Source organism: Bacillus sp. Pc3, from assembly GCF_000815145.1.
Taxonomy (GTDB): domain Bacteria; phylum Bacillota; class Bacilli; order Bacillales; family Bacillaceae; genus Bacillus; species Bacillus velezensis.
The window spans coordinates 2,311,940-2,331,717 of sequence record NZ_CP010406.1 but is presented as its reverse complement, the minus strand read 5'-3'; the positions used below and the strand labels follow the sequence as shown (position 1 = coordinate 2,331,717).

The window sequence follows — 19,778 nt, the reverse complement described above, 5'->3', positions numbered from 1 at the left end:
TATAAGCATCCCTGATGATAAACATTTATATACCTTGTTCCATTTTGTCGAAATATGTTACACGTGAAACATAAAAAAACCTCTCCCGGTCAGGAGAGGTTTTTTCTTAATTCTTTTGAAAACCTTTATCTTTTACATATTGATTTAAATAGGTTCTCGGTTTTTGTTTCATGAACTGCAGGATTTGATCAGACCACGTTTCAACCCGCTTGCCGTTTGTCCGTTTATCATAATAATCGGAAATGGTTTCATCATATTCCTTCATATAACTGCGGAAGTTTTCTTCATTCGTATCGTACGTGTTTTCATGATATACGGCTTGTTTCGGCAGGCGCGGCTTTTGACCGGACGGATGAGCGGGATGACCGACTACCAAGCCGAACAGCGGCAGCACATGATCAGGTGTACCAAGCACTTCCGTCACCTGATCAAGTTCATTTCGAATGCCTCCGATATAACAAATGCCGAGTCCCATTGATTCCGCGGCAACACTTACGTTTTGTGCGGCAAGTGCGGCATCAATGACGCTGACCATAAACATTTCCGTATTCTCAAGAAGCTCGGTAATGTTTTCGCCTTTTTCCTCAGCAAGTTTTTTATGACGGTACAAATCAGCGCAAAACACAAACAAGTGCCCGTTATTTTCGACGTAAGGCTGGTTTCCGGCCAGTGCCGCCAGCTTCCGCTTTTTCTCCTTATCGGTTACGCCGATGATGGAGTAAGCCTGCACGTAACTGGACGTTGACGCCGCCTGGGCGCTTTTCACTAATGTATCTATCTCTTCTGCTGTCAGAAGCTCGTCAGTAAATGATCGGATCGACCGATGATTAAGTATAGTTTCGATGGTATTGTTCATATAAAAGCCTCCTTCTTTATATATCATATCCGAAAGGGAATCATGTCAAAAGCGAAATGCTCTAAACAAAAAAAGACAGCCCGAAAAACGAGCCGTCTCACATTAAGAATTGAACAAGTAGCTTTTATATTTCGTCAGCTGCACACTTGCGTTATATACGATCCCGAAGCCAATTAGAGTGGATAGCACAGAGCTTCCTCCATAACTAATAAATAATAACGGTATTCCTGTAACAGGCATTATTCCAATGTTCATTCCAATATTTTGAAATGCATGGATAACAATAAGAGCAGTAAAACCTACACAAAAAAATGAACCAAATCTATTAAATGAATACAGTCGTTCAATTAATACTACCAACCTGTAAATTAAGAAGAAAAACATTATAACTACAAATGCACATCCTATAAAGCCAAAAGATTCTCCAATTACTGAAAATATAAAATCAGTGCTACTTTCAGGGACGTATACTTTAAGATTTGAAATACCATTACCTACAATCCCACCTGAACCAATAGCCATAATACCTTGTGTAACCTGCCAAGCATCGTCACTATTTGTCTGAGTTTGACTTGAGTCAGATATCCATGAAGTAACCCTCTTAATTTGATATTCCTGTATACCAAGCGATTTCGCTTGATCTGGAAAGTTAATCATTAATAATAAAACTAGGGATATGAGGACTGCGCCTGTTCCTCCAATTAGAAGAAGCAACTTCCAATTTACCCCAGACATGAATACCATAACAAAAACAATAAACATACATATCCCTGCTGTACCTGCATCTTGTAAAAGAATAAGACCCACTGGAATCGCAGAGACACCCGCTATTTTTAACAGAAGATTAACATCGTCTCTAGTCGATCTAGTTTGTTTAGGGTCAGCTTTTGATATAACAGAAGCAAGCATCATAATTAATCCGATTTTCATAAATTCAGAGGGTTGCAGTGTTCCAATTCCCGGTAAAACAAACCAACTTTTTGCTCCATTTTTGTAAGGGGCAAAGTCATGACCACCTATTTGCTCTGGACTTATTTTCAATATAATAAGTGACAGGACCCCGAAAATAAAAAAATACAAACTCAACTTTTCTAATTGTTCTATATCAAAGTATAACAAACCAATTATAATTAAAAGTCCAATAAAATAGAAGACAGCTTGTTTCAAAGCAAAAGGTTCATTATATTGTTGAAATTGTTGAGAAGCAAATACATTTACAACACTGATGACAAAAAAACTAATATATATAAATATTAAATCTCCTTGGTAAAAGGGACTCTGATTATTTTTGTGCCTACCCATATTATCCCGCCTCATAAATTGTTTCTTAATTATCTTAGATGACATTTGTTTTTTAGACAACCATATGACGAATAAAAAGAATGTTTGGTTTCACAATAACTAGATCAATCTTTTGAAGTTATATACAATCCTTTCAAATTTTGTTTATCTAAACTTTTTTTTCTATATATATTGACTAATAAATCCATTTTTCTTATAATAACAACTGTTCAAATATTAAAGGAGGTTTTTATATGAAAAAGTACTTAGTTTTAATGTCTGTTGTACTTATGTTATCAATCGGTACAGTAGCACTAGCAAAAGGAAGCGCTTCTTACAGCGGTGATTTTGGAACTTCTGTTACAATGGGCAAATCAGTTTCAGCTAAAAGTAAGGTTTCAGTTAATCATACGCAATCTAAAGTAGGTAATCGTAGTGTTGAAATTTGGCTGCAAAAAAAAGGATGGTTAGGTTTTAGTAACACTAAAAGTAAGATTATCACTGGAAATACTTCTGGTCAAAAATTCTCTTTTTCAGGTTTAAGTAGTGGAACATACAAACTAGAGTTTAACAATCGTAGTAAAGCAAAATCACCACAAATCCATGTTAGTGGATCTATCTCTGGAAACTAATATATGTTAGTAAGAAAGGTCTTAGTTCACGTTACTGTGCTATTTAGCTGTCTCTGCATATCTTTTATAATTATGTATAATATATTAGATGATTTATTGCTTCCTATCTTTCATGGCAATTTAATTTTTTATCTTGCTTGCAGATTTTTACTAGCAATATTTCTTTATTCCGTATTCTTCATTATTATAACTGGAATGAGAGCCAAAAATAAACAAGATGGAAACTAAGACGCTTATCATTTACATGACCTAATAAAAACCAACCAGTTTTAATTCTGGTTGGTTTTTTCATTATAACATTTCCCTATATATCTTCTTCAACATAAACAAGCTGTTCGGGTCCTCTTTATAATGTGCAAACGGATCACAATATTGAAACCCTGCTTTTTCATACAGGCGTCTGGCGGGGAGAAAAGCCTCCATAGAACCGGTTTCTAAGCTGATCCGCTCATAGCCCCGCCGCCTTGCTTCTTCAAGCATATGGCGGAGGATCCGCTTGGCTGCGCCTTTTCTGATATGATTCGGAGAGGTTTTCATTGATTTGATCTCACCGTGCCGGCTGTTTAGCTCCTTTAAGGCGCCGCAGCCGAGCAGGACGCCGTCTTCCCTCGCACTCCAAAACGTAACGTCAGGCTGACGCAGCCGGTCCGCATTGAGCGCGTGTATACTTTCCGGGGGAGAATGCATGGTCATGCTCTTCAGATGCTCCTGCAAAAGCGCAATGACCTCCGGCGCTGTGACATCGTCTTTTGTTATGTCCACTTCAAACCCACCCTCGCTGTGCATGTTTTCTTTGAACATGGCAAAGGTTCAAAGCCGTGCGCCATTCCCTTGTACGGAAATGTGACAGGGTATTTGACCTTTCCGGTTTCTTGTACCTATCCAAAAATGAGGCAATAGTTGCAATACATTTCTCGAAAAAGCGGTATCAAAAATTGGAAAACATGGTATAATAATTGTAACAAAATGTTCAAAAAACGACCACAAAACAGACACATTTTATTCTCTGCATTTCATTTTGGAAACGCTGCCATAAAATGAAAGGAGACATGTAAGATGGACATGTTTTTTGCTTATTTACTGGTCGCAAGCGCAACACCCCTCTTTATCTGGCTGGATAACAAAAAAGTCGCTCTTTCGGCCATACCGCCAATTATTCTCATGTGGGTTTTCTTCTACTTTTACGCAACCAGCAGCCTGTCCCCTCTCGGCCACACACTCATGATCATCCTGTTTGCCGTCAACGTCATCGTTGCCCATATCGCCGCCTTTATCATTTATGGCCTTCCGCGCCTGCGCCGGAGAAGAAGCCAATAAAGGCACAAAAAACCCTCTTCGCCTGAACGAAGAGGGTTTCTTTTTATTCCTGATGTTCGGAATGTTGCTTCGCACCGCCAGGAGGGTTTCCATCCATATGGTCCCCGTGATGGTAGTGCGCCGCAAAAATCCAGATGGAACCAAGGATGATAACAATCGCTCCGAAAAATCCGAAGAGCGTGTTTCCGACTTGAATTCCGCCGTTTTCGCTTTCTGTCATGTGCATGAACATGAGAAGCTGAAGGCCGGCTTGGATAAATGCGAATCCGAAAATGATCCACAGTTTTGCTGATGGGCTTAATTCCGTATATACCGCAACCCAAAGGGCCAGCAGGGTCAGAATAATAGACAACGCAAAACCTACGATATGCTTCCACGGAAAGTGGCTGTGTTCAGCAGATTTGTTTGCCATATTATAGTCCCCCCAATCCGATGAGATAGACGCCTGTAAAGATGAAGATCCAAACAACGTCTAAGAAGTGCCAGTATAAACTTGAGATAAAGATTTTTGAAGACGTCTGCGGCGTTAATCCGCGTTTCTTCAATTGCAGTAAGATGCCGGCAATCCAGAAGATACCGATCGTTACGTGCGTTCCGTGCGTTCCCAGAAGGACGAAGAATCCAGACCAGAAAGCACTTGTACCGAGAGATGCTCCTTCATGTACATAGTGGATGAACTCGTTAAGCTCACATCCGACGAAGCCCGCGCCGAGAAGAAGCGTAATGATCGTCCAAATGACGACGCCTTTTAAACTTCCGCGACGCATTTCATGAACAGCGATCCCGCAGGTGAAACTGCTGATCAGAAGCAGGAATGTCATGATCATGACAAGCTTCACTTCAAATAATTCAGCCGGTAAGACTCCTCCTGCTGTTCTTCTTTGAAGAACGAAGAAGGTTGCAAATAGTGTTGAGAACAACACAATCTCTGCCCCTAAAAAGATCCAAAACCCGAGAATATTGAGTCTGCCGGTTTCAGATTGATATTCCATAGGCGCGTTAGAATTGCCGTGTTCTGCATGTTCCATAAATCACGCCTCCTTTATTCGGAAATCTTTCTTTCCGTCTCTTTTATTTCTTCAACAGGTATATAGTAGCCATTGTCATATTCAAATGAACGAAGCACCATGCAAAGCAGAATGCCGATCAAGCCGACAATGCCCATCCAGAACCATTCAAATACAAGTCCGAAGCCTGCAATACCGAACGCCACTGACATAATAAGCGGTCTTCCGGAGTTGTGCGGCATATGGATTTTCTTGAACTTGCTTTCCGGATGAATATCCGTTTTGTCTTCTTTCAATTGCAATAACGCATCTTGAGATTTCACTTCAGGAAGCACCGCAAAGTTGTAATGCGGCGGAATCGCAGATGAAGTCGCCCACTCAAGCGTACGTCCCACGCCCCATGAATCTCCGCTGATCTCGCGAGTAGAGTAGCGGAAGCTGTAGTAGATGTTGTAGCAAAGGATTAAGAATCCGACACCCATCATGAAGGCTCCGACAGTTGAAATAAAGTTCAATGCAGTCCATCCGTCATTCGGTCCGTAAGTGTAAATACGGCGAGGCATACCTTGCAGCCCCAAGAAGTATTGAGGGAAGAAACATACATTAAATCCGATCATAAAGATCCAGAAGAACCATTTTCCGATTCTTTCGTTCAGCTTGTGGCCGAACATTTTCGGATACCAGAAAATAAATCCTGCGAAACATGCAAATACCGTACCCGCGATCAGCACATAGTGGAAGTGAGATACGAGGAAGTACGTATTATGGTATTGATAATCCGCTGCAGCCATCGCAAGCATAACCCCTGTTACCCCGCCGACAACGAAGTTCGGGATGAACGCAAGCGCCCACAGCATCGGTGTTGTAAAACTGATTCGGCCTTTATACATCGTAAAGAGCCAGTTAAAGATTTTAACCCCGGTCGGAACCGAAATCGCCATCGTTGTAATCGAGAAGAAAGAGTTAACGGACGCACTGTTTCCCATTGTGAAGAAGTGGTGAGTCCATACAAGGAAACTCAGGACGGAAATGGCGATAATTGAGCCGACCATCGCTTTGTAACCGAATAACTGCTTTCTTGCAAACGCTGAAATAATTTCAGAGAAAATACCGAATGCCGGTAAGATAACGATATATACTTCAGGGTGTCCCCAAATCCAGAACAAGTTAGCCCAAAGCATCGGCATACCGCCGGCTTCCAGCGTGAAAAAGTGAGCGCCGAACAAACGGTCAAATGATAACAGCGCCAATGCCACTGTCAAAACAGGGAAGGCGAATACGATAATAACCATTGTAATCAGCGTCGTCCATGTGAACATCGGCATACGCATCAGCGTCATGCCTTTCGTACGCATTTTCAGGATCGTCACCATAAAGTTGATACCCGTCATCAGCGTACCGATACCGGCAATCTGAAGACCGAGCAGGTAGAAGTTCTCACCAGGCCCGGGACTCATGTCGTTGCTTGCCAGCGGCATGTAACTCGTCCATCCTGCGTTCGGAGAACCTCCGATAACGAAAGAAATATTGAAAAGCATCGCACCTACAAAGAACGTCCAGAAACTCAGGTTGTTCAAGTAAGGGAATGCTACGTCGCGCGCACCGATCTGCAAAGGTACGACAACGTTGATCAGACCGATTAAAAACGGCATCGCCATGAAGATAATCATGATCGTACCGTGAGTCGTAAAGATCTCATTATAGTGGTTTGAGTCTAAAAAACTGTTATTAGGAAGCGCTAACTGGGCGCGCATCATCAAGCCGTCGACCCCGCCGCGGAACAGCATGATAACAGCAGAGATAATGTACATGATTCCAAGTTTCTTATGGTCTACAGACGTCAGCCATTCAGACCAGAGCCATTTCCACTTTTTGAAGTATGTGAGTACAACGATGATAGCGATAGTGGAAAGCGCAATGGAAACTTGTGCGCCCAGAATTAATGGGTCACCTGTTACAAAAAATTCATCCCATCTCAATTTCATTCGGGCTTCCTCCTTTCTTGTTCAATTTCAATCTTGTTTATCGTCGGATACTTTAAATTCGTTTTTCTTTACATCTTCCCACGGGTCTGTTTTAGAGTGCGGTGATACGGCTTTGTAGCCAAGGCGTTTGCGCGCCTCCATCGCATATTCGGCATCTTGGCCGTGGTCAACGTATTTTAAGTGTGTAGAAGAGAACGTTAATTTTCCGACATTCTCCGGAAGCATCAGTTCGTCATACTTCTCTTTCGTCAGCTTTGGAGAATCGCTTTGGGCTTTTTTCACCCAGCTGTTAAAGTCTTTTTGCGTAACAGCTTTTACGTTGAATTTCTGGTCGGCAAAGTGTTCGCCGGTGAAGTTCGCGTTGCGGCCTTCATATGTTCCCACTTTGTCAGCTTGTAAGTATTGATCCATCAGCATTCCCGCCATCGCGTATTTTTGTCCCCCAAGCTGAGGAATCCATAGCGATGCCATTGAATCTGCTGAAGAAATTTTAAATAAAACCGGACGGTCTACAGGAATGTTCAGGTAGTTAACCGTCTCAATATCCTGCTCAGGGTAGCTGAATACCCATTTCCAGTCTACCGAAGTAGCATAAACAACAAGAGGCTCTTTATCCTTTGTCGCTTCAGGCGCTTTTTCTAACGAATATATCGTCTGTACGGTAGGCACAGAAAGTGCAATAACAATTAAAATTGGGATCACTGTCCAGACTACTTCTAAGAACGTGTTGCCGTGCATCTCGGGCTTGTAATTTCCGCTGTCTTTGCCTTTGCGGTCGCGGTATTTCACTAAAATGATTGTAAATAGTACGAATACGACGCCGACAATGAACAGCATAAATCCGATTGACAAGAGAATCAGATCTTTCTGCTGGTCTGCTACAGGTCCTTTCGGATCTAAAACGGAAATGTCGCTGCATCCGCCCAGTACGAAAACAACAGCCAACATCGCTAATAAAAGTAACGGTTTAAATGCTCTGAACAAGAAGATCACCATCCTTCCTATTGATGTAGTGAATCTGAAATGTACTTTCTCAAAATCTTTTCTCTATCTACCTTGTTATGCTATCAAAATCTGCACTTATTAGCTTTATTTTTTTCTAAAGTTCATCTTTTTTTCGACCTAATGTCACAAAATCGTCAAAAAATGCATGAACTTTTTCCACTTGCGTAAATCAAACATAAAAAGTTTTAGATCATTTAGCATATATAGAGAAAAAAGATAGCGAGAACGAATAATACCAAATAAAGGTTTACCATAATAAAAATCGCTGGTCAACAAAAAGTTTCATTTTGTTAAACATTCTACAAAAGAAATATTTTTTCCTTTGCTCACACCTTTTCACACGGTTTCCATTTTAACGCAACGCATTGTGAAAAAAAAGACCGGAACGCGCCTTGATATGTTCATTATAAAAAACGCATTCATATGTTTAATATGGACAAAACGAAGGAAACATATAGGCATAAATAATAAAAAATAGGAAGTGATATTTATGGGTTTTATCGTATCTCTGATTGTCGCTATTATTATCGGCTGGATCGGAAGTTTATTTGTAAAAGGCAGTATGCCCGGGGGAATCATCGGGTCAATGATCGCCGGTCTGATCGGCGCATGGATCGGGCACGGACTGCTCGGCACATGGGGTCCTCACCTTGCCGGCTTTGCCATCATTCCGGCAATCATCGGAGCTGCGATCGTGGTATTCTTATTCAGCCTGATCGCCAGAAGCAGAGGATAAAAAAAAGCCTCGTCCCTTATGGGATGGGGCTTTTTTCCGGTAGAGCGCCCAAATGGCGGATAAACCGCCGGAAAGCCGCTCTGCCTTCTTCTGTCTGTTTAAAGACGCCGGCATGCTCCAGTATCCGCGCAAAGGCATGGCCGATTTCCTCTTTCAGAATCTGTTCCGCGTTTTCTTTCGTTACCTTCCGCTTATGCAGCACACTGAGCGCCCAATCTTTATGCTTTGCCGCAGAAGGGTCTGCCGTTAAGACCGCTTCCGGGTCCGGGGAGCACAGCGCTTCAGCCGTGTATTTCATTTCTTGTTCAAGGCGGCCCGGCAGAATTGCAAGCCCCATTACCTCAATCAGTCCGATATTTTCTTTTTTCAGGTGATGAACTTCCTGATGGGGATGAAAAATTCCCAGCGGATGCTCATCAGAGGTGCGGTTATTTCTGAGGACGAGATCTAATTCGAATAAACCGTTTCTCCGCCGGGCAATCGGCGTAATTGTATTGTGCGGTGTTTCTCCTGAACAAGCGAGGAGATCAGCCGCCTCATCGGAATAACCGCGCCATGCCCGCAGGATGGCATCCGCCGCGCCGGAAAGCTCAGACGCGCTCTCGCTCTGCAGGCGGATGACCGACATCGGCCACTTCACAATTCCCAGCACCGTTTTCGGATAGTCAGGCAGCCTGTACCGGCTTTCTGTCTCCGCCCGCGCCATCGGGAATTCATAATGGCCTCCCTGAAAATGGTCGTGGCTTAAAATACTGCCGCCGACAATCGGCAGATCAGCATTGGAACCGAGAAAATAATGAGGATACTGGCTGACAAACGACAGCAGCCTGTCAAACGTTTTTTTGCTGATCTTCATCGGTTCGTGCCGGTCTTTCAAAACGATGCAATGCTCCCGGTAATACACATACGGAGAAAATTGCAGAAACCACTGCTCATCGCCGAGAATGACCGGAATGACACGAAGGTTTTGACGCGCCGGGTGATCCGGTCTCCCCTCGTACCCGACATTTTCTTTACAAAGAACACATCTCGGATAATCGGATTGAGGCTGCTCTTTGGCAGCGGCAATTGCTTTCGGATCTTTTTCCGGTTTTGAAAGGTTGATCGTGATGTCCAGCTTTCCGTAAGCCGTCTCAGCCGTCCACCCGACATTCCGCTGTATTCTGTCCGAACGGATATAATACACATCCTCTGAAAATTGGTAAAACGCCTTTGTCGCCTGCTCCGGCCCGTGCACCGCCTTTGTTTCTTCAAAACGACGGACAATCTCGGACGGCTGCGGGGCAAAACAGCCCATGATCTTCGCGCTCAGCAGGTCGCGATAGGTGTCTGTATCGGCTGCCATCCGGCCCGTTTCTGCCGCCCATTCATAAATCGGGGCCAATATGTCCGGCAATGATGCCGCCGATTCATTTTCTTTCTGTTCTGAAGCCTCCGGATGGGTAATATGCAAAGTTTCGTATAAACGGTTTCTTGTATATTCAATATCAAGAAATGAAATCAGCTCTTTTTGCAATCCGTACCGGATTAAACGTTCCACGTGCCGCTCAATTGCCATCGTCATCCCCCTTTAGTTCTCTCGCTCCGGCTCCGATATCCGCCGTGTAAAAGTCAGCTTTTCTCCCTGTCTTCTCCTCATAGCGGGCCCCGTTAGCTCTCCGATGAGATACTCTGCCGGGCGCAAAGAAAACGCGCAGGTCTCGGATTCCCCGAATACATCAGCAAACGCTTTCTTTATTTTGTGCTTCATACGCATCCTCTTCCACCATTACACTTTCCCCCCGGGGCGCGGAAAGAAACCGTTATGACACGCCCTCTTCTTTCGCTTTTCTGAAGACAATCCACTTGCTGGCCGCATAGTTGACGACTACGATAATGACGTTATCGGCGATTTTCGCCAATGTTTCGTTCATATGAAATTGACTGACCAGAAGAATCATCATGGCGAGATCGATGGCGAGAGACAGCACCCGCACGCTGAAAAAGGCCGTTAATTCTTTCATCAGACTCCGCATCCCCGCGGTCTTTTGCTGAAAGACATACAGTTTATTCGTAACATAAGCAAATAGAACGGACAGAATCCAAGCGGCGACAGTCGCCGCCTTGTAATCCATCTCAAATGCCGACGTCAGAATGTAAAAACTGACGATATTCACGATGGTCGTGAATATCCCCATAATGATATACATCATAATTTCTCTGTAGCGCATGGCAGTTCCTCGCTTTCTGAAAGACTTTTCTAAACCTTTTGTCAAATCAAGAAGAACGTTACCCTGATTTTCTGCCGCTGACAAAAACATAGAGCGCGTCAAACATGCTGCGGAAAGTAACCGGCCTTCCCAGCACATTGGATTGCTTAATCATCCCGTCGATGAGCGCGCACATCATGTTAGCGGTATGCTCGGTATCTATATGGTCTTCTATTAAATTTCTCGATTTGAGCCAATTTATGTACATGGTGCTTTCTTCTATCCATAACTTATAAAGACGGATATAAGCTTCATATTCACTGACGACTTTGTAAGTAGGCATATGAACGGCAAAAGACACAACATTCCAGGCAGGCTTGCTGTTTACAAACCGCATCAACAGGCTGGCCGCGCTGGCCGCGGCTTCACAAAGCGTCAACGGCCGCTCTGTTTGCTTTTCTAATTCGTCGAGATAGCCAGTGATGATCCTTTTTTTAATCTGACGCCTCTCTAACAAATGCTTCAGAAAATCTTCCTTGCTTTCAAAATGAACGTAAAACGCCCCTTTGCTGAAACCCGCCGCTTTACTGATGTCATCGATTGAGACTGAATCGTAAGCTCTTTCAATCAGGAGATGAAGGCCTGCGTCAATAAAACTTTCAAATGTTTCTTCTCTCTTAATTTGAAATTTGTTTTTTTTCATTTTTTACCCCAGCTGTTTGATCATTCACTTTATCTTACACCGAATCATTCTTTTGCGGTATTTTTTATGCAAAAAGAATATGCTATTCGACGTTTTGAGGGTAAATATTAATAGGTCATATGGTTTATTTTTATTTGCATACTATCCAGTCAGTATTTATTTGTTTATTATTATATGTAAGAATTCTTGAAGGATTTTGGTTATTTCAGTCATTTTCTTAGGGAATAGGTAGGTGAATTCATCTTCAATTTGGGATTACCGGCCAACTATGTGTGATATTTGTTATACATTGGCTGCTGTAGCTGGGCAAATCAATTTTTCAATTGGAGGTTCTTATGAAAACTCATGTAATGAAAGATATAGATCAAGATTGGCAATTGTTAATTCAAGAGGCTAGAATCATGGGTTTGAACATTGACGATGTGAGGCGCTTCTTAAATACTGAAAAAGCGGTGAAGAAAAAAACACCAATGAAAAACACCATCCGCCAGCGGTAAGATTACAGGCGGATCCTTTTACTATATGACCTGCCACAGTCCGCCCGCACCTGAGTTTTCAAAGGAACACCTGCAATAAGAGGGGAATCAGAGAACAAACCGTATACCGGACAACCATTCCCGTCCGTATTCCGCAATTGAACAGCCAAACATGGTGATATGAGATCCCCCCGCTGCATATCTTGTGTATTATGCCCATTTATGAGGTGATACACAGATGGATACGAATCCCTATTATGATGAAAAACAACAGAACTACTACGAAGGCCTGAATCCTTATTTATTGAACAAAATAGACGAAAACTGGCGGACAGTGCTTGATGTCGGCTGCGGAACGGGCAATTTAGGAGCGGCGATCGAAGACCGCGGAATAACGGTTTACGGCATTGAAGCGTATCCCGAAGCCGCAAAAAAGGCGGAAAGCAAATTGAGCCATGTGCTTTGCGGCGACATTGAATCCGCCATTCTTCCGTACGAACCAGAGCAATTCGACTGCATGCTGTTCGGAGACGTTCTTGAGCATCTTATCGACCCGTGGACAGTGCTGAAAAAGCTTCGTCCTTATGTAAAAAAAGACGGCACTGTGCTTGCATGCATACCGAATGTCGGCCACATCTCAGTCGTGCTGGAGCTTTTAGCCGGCAAATGGACTTACAGTGACGCCGGATTAATGGATCAGACCCACCTGCGTTTTTTTACCCGGGAAGAGACTCTTTCATTATTTAAAGCCGCCGGCTATGAGGTGAAACGCATTGAGGCGATCCGCGTTGATCACCCTTCTTACCACAAAGCCATCGCATCATTGCACGAAGTATGCGTACAGCTTGGCATAAGGCATGACTTTATGACAGAAGCATCGGCCTATCAATATGTGATTGAGGCCGAGAGGAGCATGTAATGGATTCACATTCATTTCTGTTTGTCATTTGCGTGAATGATGAGTCGCTCTACTCCCGATGCAAAAACCATATTCTAAAGCTTACCGTCCCCCCTTCACATTCCGTTGATATCTTGCCGATATACGATTCAGCAAGCATGGCCTCGTCCTACAACAAAGCGCTGAAACACCCCTCCAAATATAAAATTTATCTGCATCAGGATACTTTTATCATTCATCAGCATTTCCTTCATGACATGCTTCATATCTTTCAATCTCATCAGGAGCTCGGCCTTCTCGGTGTCGCCGGCTGCAAAACCCTGCCGCCGAACGGCATTTGGTGGGAAAGCGGACAGCGGATGGGAAAAGTGATTGAATACCGGGGGAATGCTTATCACCCGCTGGATTTTGAGCACGGTGATGAAGACGGCCTGTTTACGCCCGCTGACGCCATTGACGGCTTGTTAATGGCGGCTCAATATGACGTGGAGTGGCGGGAGGATTTGTTTCGCGGCTTTCATTTTTACGACACATCACAGTCGCTCGAATTTCAAAAACACGGCTATCAAGTCGGCGTCGCCTGCCAGAAAGACCCTTGGTGCCTTCATTTTTGCGGCGACTCATTTGACGCCGCGGCATATGAAGCGGACAGACAAACATTTGTCAAACACTATATGGCAAAACCCTCTCGCTGATCGAGAGGGCTTTTTTCGGGTTAACGTTTATTCAGTTCCCGCTCAATGATTTGTTCAAAGGTTTCCTTTCCCGCCGCGCCAGGGATTCTCTCATCGCCGATGATAAACGTCGGCACTGCCGTAATGCCGGCTTCCTCATAAGCATGGCGGAGCGCTTCCCGCTGTACGTCCTTGTACGCTCTTGTCTCAAGCGCCTCTTTGAAGGCAGCGCCGTCAAGTCCGGCTTCTTCCGCAAGCTTTGTCAGCACGCCAACGTCACCGATATTTTGTTCTTCCTGAAAGAACGCCTGAAAAACGCGTGTATGGTATTCGCTTCCTTTCCCATGTTCCTTTGCGAAATGAAAGCCTTCAAATGCCAAATCCGTGTAAGGATGCGGTGACACGCGGGGGAACGTGATGTCAACGCCTAACGACTGCGCCATCGGCTCAATGGAGTTTTTCCACATCTGCTGCTTGGCGGGATCATTCACCGGATCAAGTTTCGGCGAGGGGCTCGGACGCAATTCAAACGGCATCCATTCCACCTGTACGTCCTTGTCTTTGATAGCTTCTTCAAACGCCGCTTTGCCGACATAGCAAAACGGACATACATAATCAGAATATACTTTAATCTGCAGTGTCATTGTAAGTCTCCTTTCCTTTTTATTTTAAGTTGTAACTTTTATAGTTACAAGTGTTTTTTTAAAACACCCTCCATATGGAAGGTGTCACGATTCCAGCAGCCTTTGGGCGATATATTCTCCTTTTTTACAGCCCCCGGGACAGGCGAATAAGGAAGAGCCGATCGTTTGTGTGTATTCATTCAGCGCATCCTTTGCCGCCAAAGCCTTCAGCATCGGGACAAATTGGCGGTCCGGGTCTTTTTGAAAGCAGATAAACAGCAGGCCTGCGTCAACATAGCCCGTCTTCGGATCAATTCCGTCCGTATAGGAAAATGCCCGGCGCAGGATCTGTCTGCCGGTTGATTTTGCCACGCTGACATGCGAGTCGGCGGGAATTTGATTCAGCTTCACGGGATCGGTTTCCTTTTTTTGTCCGAAAGGCGCGCCCGAGCTTTTCACCCGCCCGAACGTGTCCTCTTGTTCCTTCAAGGATGAACGGTCCCATATATCTAAAAACATCTTAATTTTCCTAAACGCCATGTACGTGCCGCCCGTCATCCAGTCCGGCTCTCCTGATTGAACCCAAACGATCGAATTCATCAGGTTTTCATCCTTCGTGCTTTGGTTGCCGGTACCGTCTTTGAATCCGAAGAGGTTGCGCGGTGTTTCTCCGTTTTTTCCGCCGCTTAAGAAACCTTTATTGAGAAAGCGGACTTCACACACACCCGATGCCTGTTTCATCAGGTTGCGCACCGCGTGAAACGCCGTTTGTTCATTATCCGCGCAGACCTGTATGACGATATCACCGCCGCCTTGTTTCTTATCGAGCTTGTCGTTAGGCATCGGCGGAATATCGGCGAGGTGCTTCGGTTTTTTATCCTTCAGTCCGAAGCGGTCCTTCCCGTCTTTCTCGAAAAACCCGGGGCCGAAGCCGAAGGTAACGGTCAAATTCGCCGGCGCCAGATCCTGCGACTCCCCGGTATCCTGCGGAGGCATGTATTTATTTTTCTGTTCGCCTGACGGGACGGCGCCTGAAGTCAGCAGCTGCGTCAGGCTTGTCCATTGTTTGAAAAGGGAGATGACATCGGCTTTGTCGCTTGACATGACATCAAGCGCCGCAAAATACACATACGTCTGATGCGCCGTTGTGATTCCTGCTTGGTGCTTTCCGTAAAAAGGAACGATTTGATCACGATCATGTTTTTCATCATTCTTCTTTGAAGCGGTGGCCGCCGGTTTGAAGAGCGGCGCGAGTCCTCCGAGGCCGCTCGCTCCGACAGCGACGGCTGCGCCCGCGACGGCGCCCCACTTCAGGACATCCCGTCTGTGGATCTGTTTTTCCTTGTTATGTTCATCGCTCATGCTGTGTCTTAACTCCTTTTAAAGCACATCGGCAATCTTCGACATGGTTTCAGAAAGGGCCGTCAGCTTCGTGCTTATCTCTCTGATTTGATCTGTACTTAATGTATCACAAGACGTATACGATTGATCGCACGTTTTGTATTTCGACATCAAAACTTCAAATTCGCTGAATTCCGCATTAAGTTTTCCGTGACTCTCACTGCGCGCTATTCACTGTTTTATAGAGGGCTTTTGAGCCTTCGGCGCCGGCGGTGATTGGTTCAGGCGTCACTTTGAGAGAAGCGATAGAGCCGTCAAACGCTTCGGTCGATATTGCAAGCTGATTGCTCTGTTCTTGACATACAGCTTCTATTCTCCAAGTCCGTCACTGCCTTTTTGCGCACACAGAAAAAGGGCCGCCCTATCGGGACAGCCCTGCTTTGGAGCGCCGAATTTCCTCTGAAAACTTCCGCGCCGCCGCTTTTGGATCTTCGGCTTGGCTGATGGCGCTGATCATGCTGACGCCGTCTGCACCCGCTTCAATGACGGGCGCCGCGTTGTCAGCCGTAATGCCGCCGATTCCTACAATCGGAATGGTGATGCCCTGACGCCGTACCTCTTCAATCAATGTAACGCCCTGCACGGCTTCAGCATCTTTTTTTGTTTCGGTCGGATAGACCGGGCCCATTCCGACGTAATCGGCTCCGGCTTCTTCCGCCCGCTTCACCTCGGAGACGTTATGTGCTGACACACCGAGAATCATATCGCCGATTGCCGCTCTCGTTTCTTCGGCGTCTGCGTCATCCTGTCCGATATGCACTCCGTCCGCCTCAAGGCGCAAGGCCAATTCGACATCATCATTAATGATGAAAGGAATCCCGGCCTGCCTGCAGACATCCTGCACCCGCTTCGCGAACAGGACACGTTCATCCCCTGTTAAAGAACCGCTCCCCTTTTCCCGAAATTGAAAAAGCGTAGCGCCGCCCTCAATTGCTTTTTTCACCACGGAAACCGGGTCTGCGCTTGTATTGTTTGATCCCATAATAAAATAAACCGATAACATATCCTTCATCATTTCCCGAGAAATACGCGTCATTTTTCTATCACCCTTTCAATTGCGGCAAGCTCGGCCGCTTCTTGTTCTGAGATGCTTGCCAGCTTATTTAAAAGCTCAATCTGGAAGCTGCCCGGCCCCTTATGGGAGGTGTCCAAAGCGGCAAGCTGAGCGGCGCTTCCGTATACAGAAACGGCTGAAACGGCCGCTTGCAGAACGTCCTGCCCCGCTGCGCAGAAGGCTCCGATTACAGACGTCAGCAGGCATCCCGCCCCCGTCACCTTCGTCAGCAGTTTATCACCGTTATGTACGGCGTATGTGTCGGTGCCGTCGGAGATGACGTCGGTTTTTCCGGTAATCGCAATGACCGTCTTCAGCCTGCTTGCAGCCGTCTTAGCGAGCTGAACCACATCTCCTCCGGCTTCCCCCGCATCCACGCCTTTTATCTTCCAATCAGGGGCGCCGGCAATATTGGCGATTTCCGCGGCATTTCCGCGAATGACGGACAAGCGGACCTCCTGTATGATCTTGCGGGCTGATGCCGTCCGAAACGGCGTGGCGCCGGCGCCTACCGGATCAAAAATGACCGGAACACCGTTTTCATTGGCCGATTTTCCGGCTGCGATCATAGCTTCAACCGACGCCGAGCTGAGGGTGCCTATGTTCAGGACGAGCGCTCCGGCGATTTTCGCCATGTCGGCGGCCTCCTCAATTGCATAAGCCATAACGGGTGATGCGCCGAGCGCGAGCAGTCCGTTAGCGGTGAAGTTCGTGACGACATTATTGGTGATACTGTGAACGAGCGGGTTTTGATCCCGCACTTTACTCAAGTGTTGAGCTGCGGTTTGTGCGTCCATGGTTAATCATCCTTTTTTCTCTTTTTCGGATTCCATAAATACGATTTCGTATGCTCCAGCCAGGCTCTGGCGGCAAAGGACATATAGCGGTCTTTCCGCCAAATGATGGCTAAATGCCACGGAATAACCGGATGAACGAGCGGAATGGTTCTGACTTTGTCAGGATCAAGACCGCGGCAGATTCTTTCCGGCAGCAGGCCGATACCGAGATTGGCGGATACCATTTCGCTGATAAAGTCCCACTGTGACGTTTCATAAATGACGTGCGGCCTGAATCCGGCTTTCACGCATTCCGTCATAATTCGATTATGAAGGACAAAATCCTCCCTGAAAAATATGAACGGCTCTTCTTTCAATTCATGAAGACTGCATTCTTTCTCGTCAGCGAGCCGATGTGACGGATGGACGACGAGCATAAGGGTTTCCTTGACAATTGTGAAGGTATGAAAAATCTCTTCATTCGCGGGAAGCACGACGACCCCGATATCAAGCGAGCCGTCCTCCACCCCTTGCTGCACTTTAATAGAGCCGTCCTCAACAAGCTGAAACGTCACATCGGGGTATGTGACGCGGAAGTCACCGAGCACTCTCGGGAAAAAGCCGGACCCGATCATCGGCGGAAGACCGATGCGGACGTGCCCTTTCTTCACTTCCATAATATCGTTCAGCTCTGACGTCAGGTTTTGGAATGACTTTGTGATTTCCTGCGCCTGCACATACATGCTCTGCCCGGCGTCAGTCAGTTCAACTTGCCGGCCATTGCGGTAAAACAGCTTAATGCCGAGCTCCGTCTCCAGGTTTTTAATCATTTTTGAGATTGTCGGCTGTGAAACATACAGAGACTGCGAAGCCTTCGTAAAGCTTTTCAAACGGGCCACTTCCAAGAAATACGTTAAGTGCCGGATATCCATTACATTTCATCCTTTCTATAGACAAAAGGAATATATATTATTCTTTATATGTATTTTACCTATAGCAAAACCTTCTGTACAATATAAATATAAGGGAGGCATCATTATGAAAAAATTGCTGCTTACCGTTATTCAAATCGCTCTGCTGTTTATATTTGCGCGTCTGATCAATTGGGTCACGGCGGCTCTTCATATAAATATTCCCGGCAGTATAATCGGGATTGTGATTCTTTTCACATTATTGCACTTCAAGATTATCAAACTTGAATGGATTGAGCTTGGCGCAGCATGGCTCCTCGGTGAGCTGCTGCTGTTTTTCATCCCGTCTGCCGTCGGAGTGATTGAATACGGAGATATTATGTCTAAATTTGGCGTAAGCATTTTACTTGTCGTCGTCATCAGCACATTTGTCGTGATGGTTTCAACAGGTACGCTTACACAGCTGATAGCAAAAAGAAAGGAGAAAAAACAAACGTGTTCATCGGAATCATAAGTTTATTCTTAACTGTCTTAGTGTATTTGGGCGCGAAAAAACTCTACATTCGTTTTCCGCGGGTGTATACGTCGCCGCTTCTGATTACGCCCGCTGTTTTGGTCGTCCTGCTGCTTCTTGTCAATGTCCCGTATCAGACATACAATCTCGGCGGCGGACTGCTGACCGATATGCTTCAGCCGGCAACAGTGGCGTTCGCCATCCCGCTTTATAAATATTTCCCGATTTTAAAGAAATACGCCGTGGAAATTATTTTGAACGTAGCGGTCGGTTCATGTATCGCCATTCTGTCAACAGCCTTTATCGCAAAATGGTTCCATCTCGGCAGCAGCTTAGTCGACAGTCTCGTGCCGCGATCCGTGACGACGCCGATTGCCATGAACGTTTCAGAAATGATCGGCGGGATGCCGGCCGTTACAGCGGTTTTCGTCATTTTAACGGCTTTATTGGGAACGATCATCGGGCCGATGGTCATCCGCTATTTCCGCATTGATAACGAAATTGCCCGGGGCGTGCTGCTCGGAACTAGCGCGCACGGAGCGGGAACATCTAAAGCATTTGAGCTCAGCTCCGTATCAGGAACGATCTCAAGCGTGTCGATGATCCTCGCCGCGATTATGACACTGTGCGCGGCCCCGATTTTGCTTTCGTTTATGTCATAAAAGACTGCTCCTTACAGAGCGGTCTTTTTTTAGTTGCCATGAAGAATTGATTTGTCTGTCCTTCATAAAAAGACGAAA

Annotated in this window: 23 protein-coding genes and 2 pseudogenes; 8 read left to right on the top strand and 17 right to left on the bottom strand. The window is 45.5% G+C overall.

Annotated elements, in window-relative coordinates:
* Positions 1-106: 106 nt before the first annotated feature.
* Both nfsA and SB24_RS11060 read right to left on the bottom strand, forming a co-directional pair.
* Entirely contained in the window at positions 107-856 is a 750-nt protein-coding gene (gene nfsA / locus SB24_RS11065; RefSeq protein ID WP_021494748.1) for an oxygen-insensitive NADPH nitroreductase, read from the bottom strand.
* Between the two features lie 102 nt (positions 857-958).
* The gene (locus SB24_RS11060; protein ID WP_039253395.1) at positions 959-2,158 is read right to left on the bottom strand and encodes an FtsW/RodA/SpoVE family cell cycle protein; all 1,200 of its coding nucleotides are present in this window, start codon (positions 2,156-2,158) and stop codon (positions 959-961) included.
* A gap of 233 nt (positions 2,159-2,391) precedes the next feature.
* Here SB24_RS11060 and SB24_RS11055 point away from each other — a divergent pair, with 233 nt between their 5' ends.
* Positions 2,392-2,769, top strand: a complete 378-nt coding sequence (locus tag SB24_RS11055) for a hypothetical protein (protein ID WP_039253392.1) — start codon at positions 2,392-2,394, stop codon at positions 2,767-2,769.
* 291 nt (positions 2,770-3,060) lie between these two features.
* Here SB24_RS11055 and SB24_RS11050 read toward each other — a convergent pair whose 3' ends face one another.
* Positions 3,061-3,531 (bottom strand): GNAT family N-acetyltransferase, encoded by a 471-nt coding sequence (locus SB24_RS11050; RefSeq protein WP_039253390.1) that lies wholly within the window; start codon positions 3,529-3,531, stop codon positions 3,061-3,063.
* Positions 3,532-3,825: 294 nt separating this feature from the next.
* Between SB24_RS11050 and ywcE the strand changes: the two genes are divergently transcribed.
* Positions 3,826-4,086 (top strand): spore morphogenesis/germination protein YwcE, encoded by a 261-nt coding sequence (ywcE, locus tag SB24_RS11045; protein ID WP_003150937.1) that lies wholly within the window; start codon positions 3,826-3,828, stop codon positions 4,084-4,086.
* Positions 4,087-4,129: 43 nt separating this feature from the next.
* On the opposite strand, the gene qoxD is transcribed toward ywcE, so the two are convergent.
* Genes qoxD through qoxA form a run of 4 tightly spaced genes read right to left on the bottom strand, consistent with a single transcriptional unit; the run spans position 4,130 to position 8,071 of the window.
* Entirely contained in the window at positions 4,130-4,498 is a 369-nt protein-coding gene (gene qoxD, locus SB24_RS11040) for a cytochrome aa3 quinol oxidase subunit IV (RefSeq protein WP_014419185.1), read from the bottom strand.
* Position 4,499: 1 nt separating this feature from the next.
* Positions 4,500-5,114, bottom strand: coding sequence for a cytochrome aa3 quinol oxidase subunit III (gene qoxC, locus SB24_RS11035; protein WP_003150930.1), 615 nt, complete (start codon positions 5,112-5,114; stop codon positions 4,500-4,502).
* A gap of 14 nt (positions 5,115-5,128) precedes the next feature.
* Positions 5,129-7,078 carry a cytochrome aa3 quinol oxidase subunit I gene (gene qoxB, locus SB24_RS11030; RefSeq protein WP_007614578.1) on the bottom strand — a complete coding sequence of 650 codons (1,950 nt, stop codon included), beginning with the start codon at positions 7,076-7,078 and terminating at the stop codon, positions 5,129-5,131.
* A gap of 27 nt (positions 7,079-7,105) precedes the next feature.
* A complete protein-coding gene (gene qoxA, locus SB24_RS11025; RefSeq protein WP_014306059.1) occupies positions 7,106-8,071 on the bottom strand; it encodes a cytochrome aa3 quinol oxidase subunit II in 966 nt (321 codons plus the stop codon).
* A gap of 502 nt (positions 8,072-8,573) precedes the next feature.
* On the opposite strand from qoxA, the gene SB24_RS11020 reads away from it, so the two are divergent.
* Complete coding sequence (locus tag SB24_RS11020) at positions 8,574-8,819, top strand: GlsB/YeaQ/YmgE family stress response membrane protein (RefSeq protein WP_003150926.1); 246 nt, start codon at positions 8,574-8,576, stop codon at positions 8,817-8,819.
* Between the two features lie 16 nt (positions 8,820-8,835).
* Here the strand turns inward: SB24_RS11020 and galT are convergent, their stop codons facing one another.
* The 4 genes and pseudogenes from galT to SB24_RS11000 form a co-directional block, all read right to left on the bottom strand.
* On the bottom strand, positions 8,836-10,377 hold the full coding sequence (galT, locus tag SB24_RS11015; RefSeq protein WP_039253383.1) for a UDP-glucose--hexose-1-phosphate uridylyltransferase: 1,542 nt from the start codon (positions 10,375-10,377) through the stop codon (positions 8,836-8,838).
* A pseudogene (locus SB24_RS19610) lies at positions 10,367-10,468 on the bottom strand (galactokinase family protein); the annotation flags it as partial. The gene galT and the pseudogene SB24_RS19610, both read right to left, overlap by 11 nt.
* Before the next feature lie 153 nt (positions 10,469-10,621).
* Positions 10,622-11,008: a GtrA family protein gene (locus tag SB24_RS11005; protein WP_029325749.1), complete on the bottom strand. Its 387-nt coding sequence runs from the start codon at positions 11,006-11,008 to the stop codon at positions 10,622-10,624.
* Positions 11,009-11,087: 79 nt separating this feature from the next.
* The gene (locus SB24_RS11000) at positions 11,088-11,711 is read right to left on the bottom strand and encodes a TetR/AcrR family transcriptional regulator (protein WP_003150919.1); all 624 of its coding nucleotides are present in this window, start codon (positions 11,709-11,711) and stop codon (positions 11,088-11,090) included.
* Between the two features lie 335 nt (positions 11,712-12,046).
* Between SB24_RS11000 and SB24_RS10995 the strand changes: the two genes are divergently transcribed.
* From SB24_RS10995 to SB24_RS10985, 3 genes are all read left to right on the top strand, one after another.
* Entirely contained in the window at positions 12,047-12,208 is a 162-nt protein-coding gene (locus SB24_RS10995) for an anti-repressor SinI family protein (protein ID WP_029972917.1), read from the top strand.
* A gap of 217 nt (positions 12,209-12,425) precedes the next feature.
* A complete protein-coding gene (locus SB24_RS10990; protein WP_039253380.1) occupies positions 12,426-13,106 on the top strand; it encodes a class I SAM-dependent methyltransferase in 681 nt (226 codons plus the stop codon).
* Positions 13,106-13,780: a glycosyltransferase family protein gene (locus SB24_RS10985; RefSeq protein ID WP_029972918.1), complete on the top strand. Its 675-nt coding sequence runs from the start codon at positions 13,106-13,108 to the stop codon at positions 13,778-13,780. Before SB24_RS10990 ends, SB24_RS10985 begins: the two co-directional genes overlap by 1 nt.
* A 20-nt stretch (positions 13,781-13,800) precedes the next feature.
* Here SB24_RS10985 and SB24_RS10980 read toward each other — a convergent pair whose 3' ends face one another.
* From SB24_RS10980 to cidR, 6 genes and pseudogenes are all read right to left on the bottom strand, one after another.
* Positions 13,801-14,403, bottom strand: a complete 603-nt coding sequence (locus tag SB24_RS10980) for a DsbA family oxidoreductase (RefSeq protein ID WP_039253377.1) — start codon at positions 14,401-14,403, stop codon at positions 13,801-13,803.
* Positions 14,404-14,487: 84 nt separating this feature from the next.
* Positions 14,488-15,744, bottom strand: a complete 1,257-nt coding sequence (gene efeB, locus SB24_RS10975) for an iron uptake transporter deferrochelatase/peroxidase subunit (protein WP_039253373.1) — start codon at positions 15,742-15,744, stop codon at positions 14,488-14,490.
* Positions 15,745-15,762: 18 nt separating this feature from the next.
* Positions 15,763-16,102: pseudogene (locus tag SB24_RS20580) on the bottom strand (Efem/EfeO family lipoprotein); the annotation flags it as partial.
* Positions 16,103-16,144: 42 nt separating this feature from the next.
* Positions 16,145-16,819: a thiamine phosphate synthase gene (thiE, locus tag SB24_RS10970; protein ID WP_003150910.1), complete on the bottom strand. Its 675-nt coding sequence runs from the start codon at positions 16,817-16,819 to the stop codon at positions 16,145-16,147.
* A complete protein-coding gene (gene thiM / locus SB24_RS10965; RefSeq protein WP_039253370.1) occupies positions 16,816-17,634 on the bottom strand; it encodes a hydroxyethylthiazole kinase in 819 nt (272 codons plus the stop codon). The genes thiE and thiM overlap by 4 nt, the downstream gene beginning before the upstream one ends.
* Before the next feature lie 2 nt (positions 17,635-17,636).
* A complete protein-coding gene (gene cidR / locus SB24_RS10960; RefSeq protein WP_003150908.1) occupies positions 17,637-18,545 on the bottom strand; it encodes a cidABC operon transcriptional activator CidR in 909 nt (302 codons plus the stop codon).
* A gap of 106 nt (positions 18,546-18,651) precedes the next feature.
* Here cidR and SB24_RS10955 point away from each other — a divergent pair, with 106 nt between their 5' ends.
* Positions 18,652-19,038 carry a CidA/LrgA family holin-like protein gene (locus SB24_RS10955; protein WP_007407725.1) on the top strand — a complete coding sequence of 129 codons (387 nt, stop codon included), beginning with the start codon at positions 18,652-18,654 and terminating at the stop codon, positions 19,036-19,038.
* Positions 19,020-19,700, top strand: coding sequence for a CidB/LrgB family autolysis modulator (locus SB24_RS10950; RefSeq protein ID WP_012118753.1), 681 nt, complete (start codon positions 19,020-19,022; stop codon positions 19,698-19,700). The genes SB24_RS10955 and SB24_RS10950 overlap by 19 nt, the downstream gene beginning before the upstream one ends.
* Positions 19,701-19,778 lie beyond the last annotated feature (78 nt).

Bases quoted from the DNA above. Each gene is read 5' to 3' on its own strand.
- nfsA (WP_021494748.1), bottom strand. From the start codon at position 856: ATGAACAATACCATCGAAACTATACTTAATCATCGGTCGATCCGATCA.
- SB24_RS11060 (WP_039253395.1), bottom strand. From the start codon at position 2,158: ATGGGTAGGCACAAAAATAATCAGAGTCCCTTTTACCAAGGAGATTTA.
- SB24_RS11055 (WP_039253392.1), top strand. From the start codon at position 2,392: ATGAAAAAGTACTTAGTTTTAATGTCTGTTGTACTTATGTTATCAATC.
- ywcE (WP_003150937.1), top strand. From the start codon at position 3,826: ATGGACATGTTTTTTGCTTATTTACTGGTCGCAAGCGCAACACCCCTC.
- qoxD (WP_014419185.1), bottom strand. From the start codon at position 4,498: ATGGCAAACAAATCTGCTGAACACAGCCACTTTCCGTGGAAGCATATC.
- qoxC (WP_003150930.1), bottom strand. From the start codon at position 5,114: ATGGAACATGCAGAACACGGCAATTCTAACGCGCCTATGGAATATCAA.
- qoxB (WP_007614578.1), bottom strand. From the start codon at position 7,078: ATGAAATTGAGATGGGATGAATTTTTTGTAACAGGTGACCCATTAATT.
- SB24_RS11020 (WP_003150926.1), top strand. From the start codon at position 8,574: ATGGGTTTTATCGTATCTCTGATTGTCGCTATTATTATCGGCTGGATC.
- galT (WP_039253383.1), bottom strand. From the start codon at position 10,377: ATGGCAATTGAGCGGCACGTGGAACGTTTAATCCGGTACGGATTGCAA.
- SB24_RS11005 (WP_029325749.1), bottom strand. From the start codon at position 11,008: ATGTATATCATTATGGGGATATTCACGACCATCGTGAATATCGTCAGT.
- SB24_RS11000 (WP_003150919.1), bottom strand. From the start codon at position 11,711: ATGAAAAAAAACAAATTTCAAATTAAGAGAGAAGAAACATTTGAAAGT.
- SB24_RS10995 (WP_029972917.1), top strand. From the start codon at position 12,047: ATGAAAACTCATGTAATGAAAGATATAGATCAAGATTGGCAATTGTTA.
- SB24_RS10990 (WP_039253380.1), top strand. From the start codon at position 12,426: ATGGATACGAATCCCTATTATGATGAAAAACAACAGAACTACTACGAA.
- SB24_RS10985 (WP_029972918.1), top strand. From the start codon at position 13,106: ATGGATTCACATTCATTTCTGTTTGTCATTTGCGTGAATGATGAGTCG.
- SB24_RS10980 (WP_039253377.1), bottom strand. From the start codon at position 14,403: ATGACACTGCAGATTAAAGTATATTCTGATTATGTATGTCCGTTTTGC.
- efeB (WP_039253373.1), bottom strand. From the start codon at position 15,744: ATGAGCGATGAACATAACAAGGAAAAACAGATCCACAGACGGGATGTC.
- thiE (WP_003150910.1), bottom strand. From the start codon at position 16,819: ATGACGCGTATTTCTCGGGAAATGATGAAGGATATGTTATCGGTTTAT.
- thiM (WP_039253370.1), bottom strand. From the start codon at position 17,634: ATGGACGCACAAACCGCAGCTCAACACTTGAGTAAAGTGCGGGATCAA.
- cidR (WP_003150908.1), bottom strand. From the start codon at position 18,545: ATGGATATCCGGCACTTAACGTATTTCTTGGAAGTGGCCCGTTTGAAA.
- SB24_RS10955 (WP_007407725.1), top strand. From the start codon at position 18,652: ATGAAAAAATTGCTGCTTACCGTTATTCAAATCGCTCTGCTGTTTATA.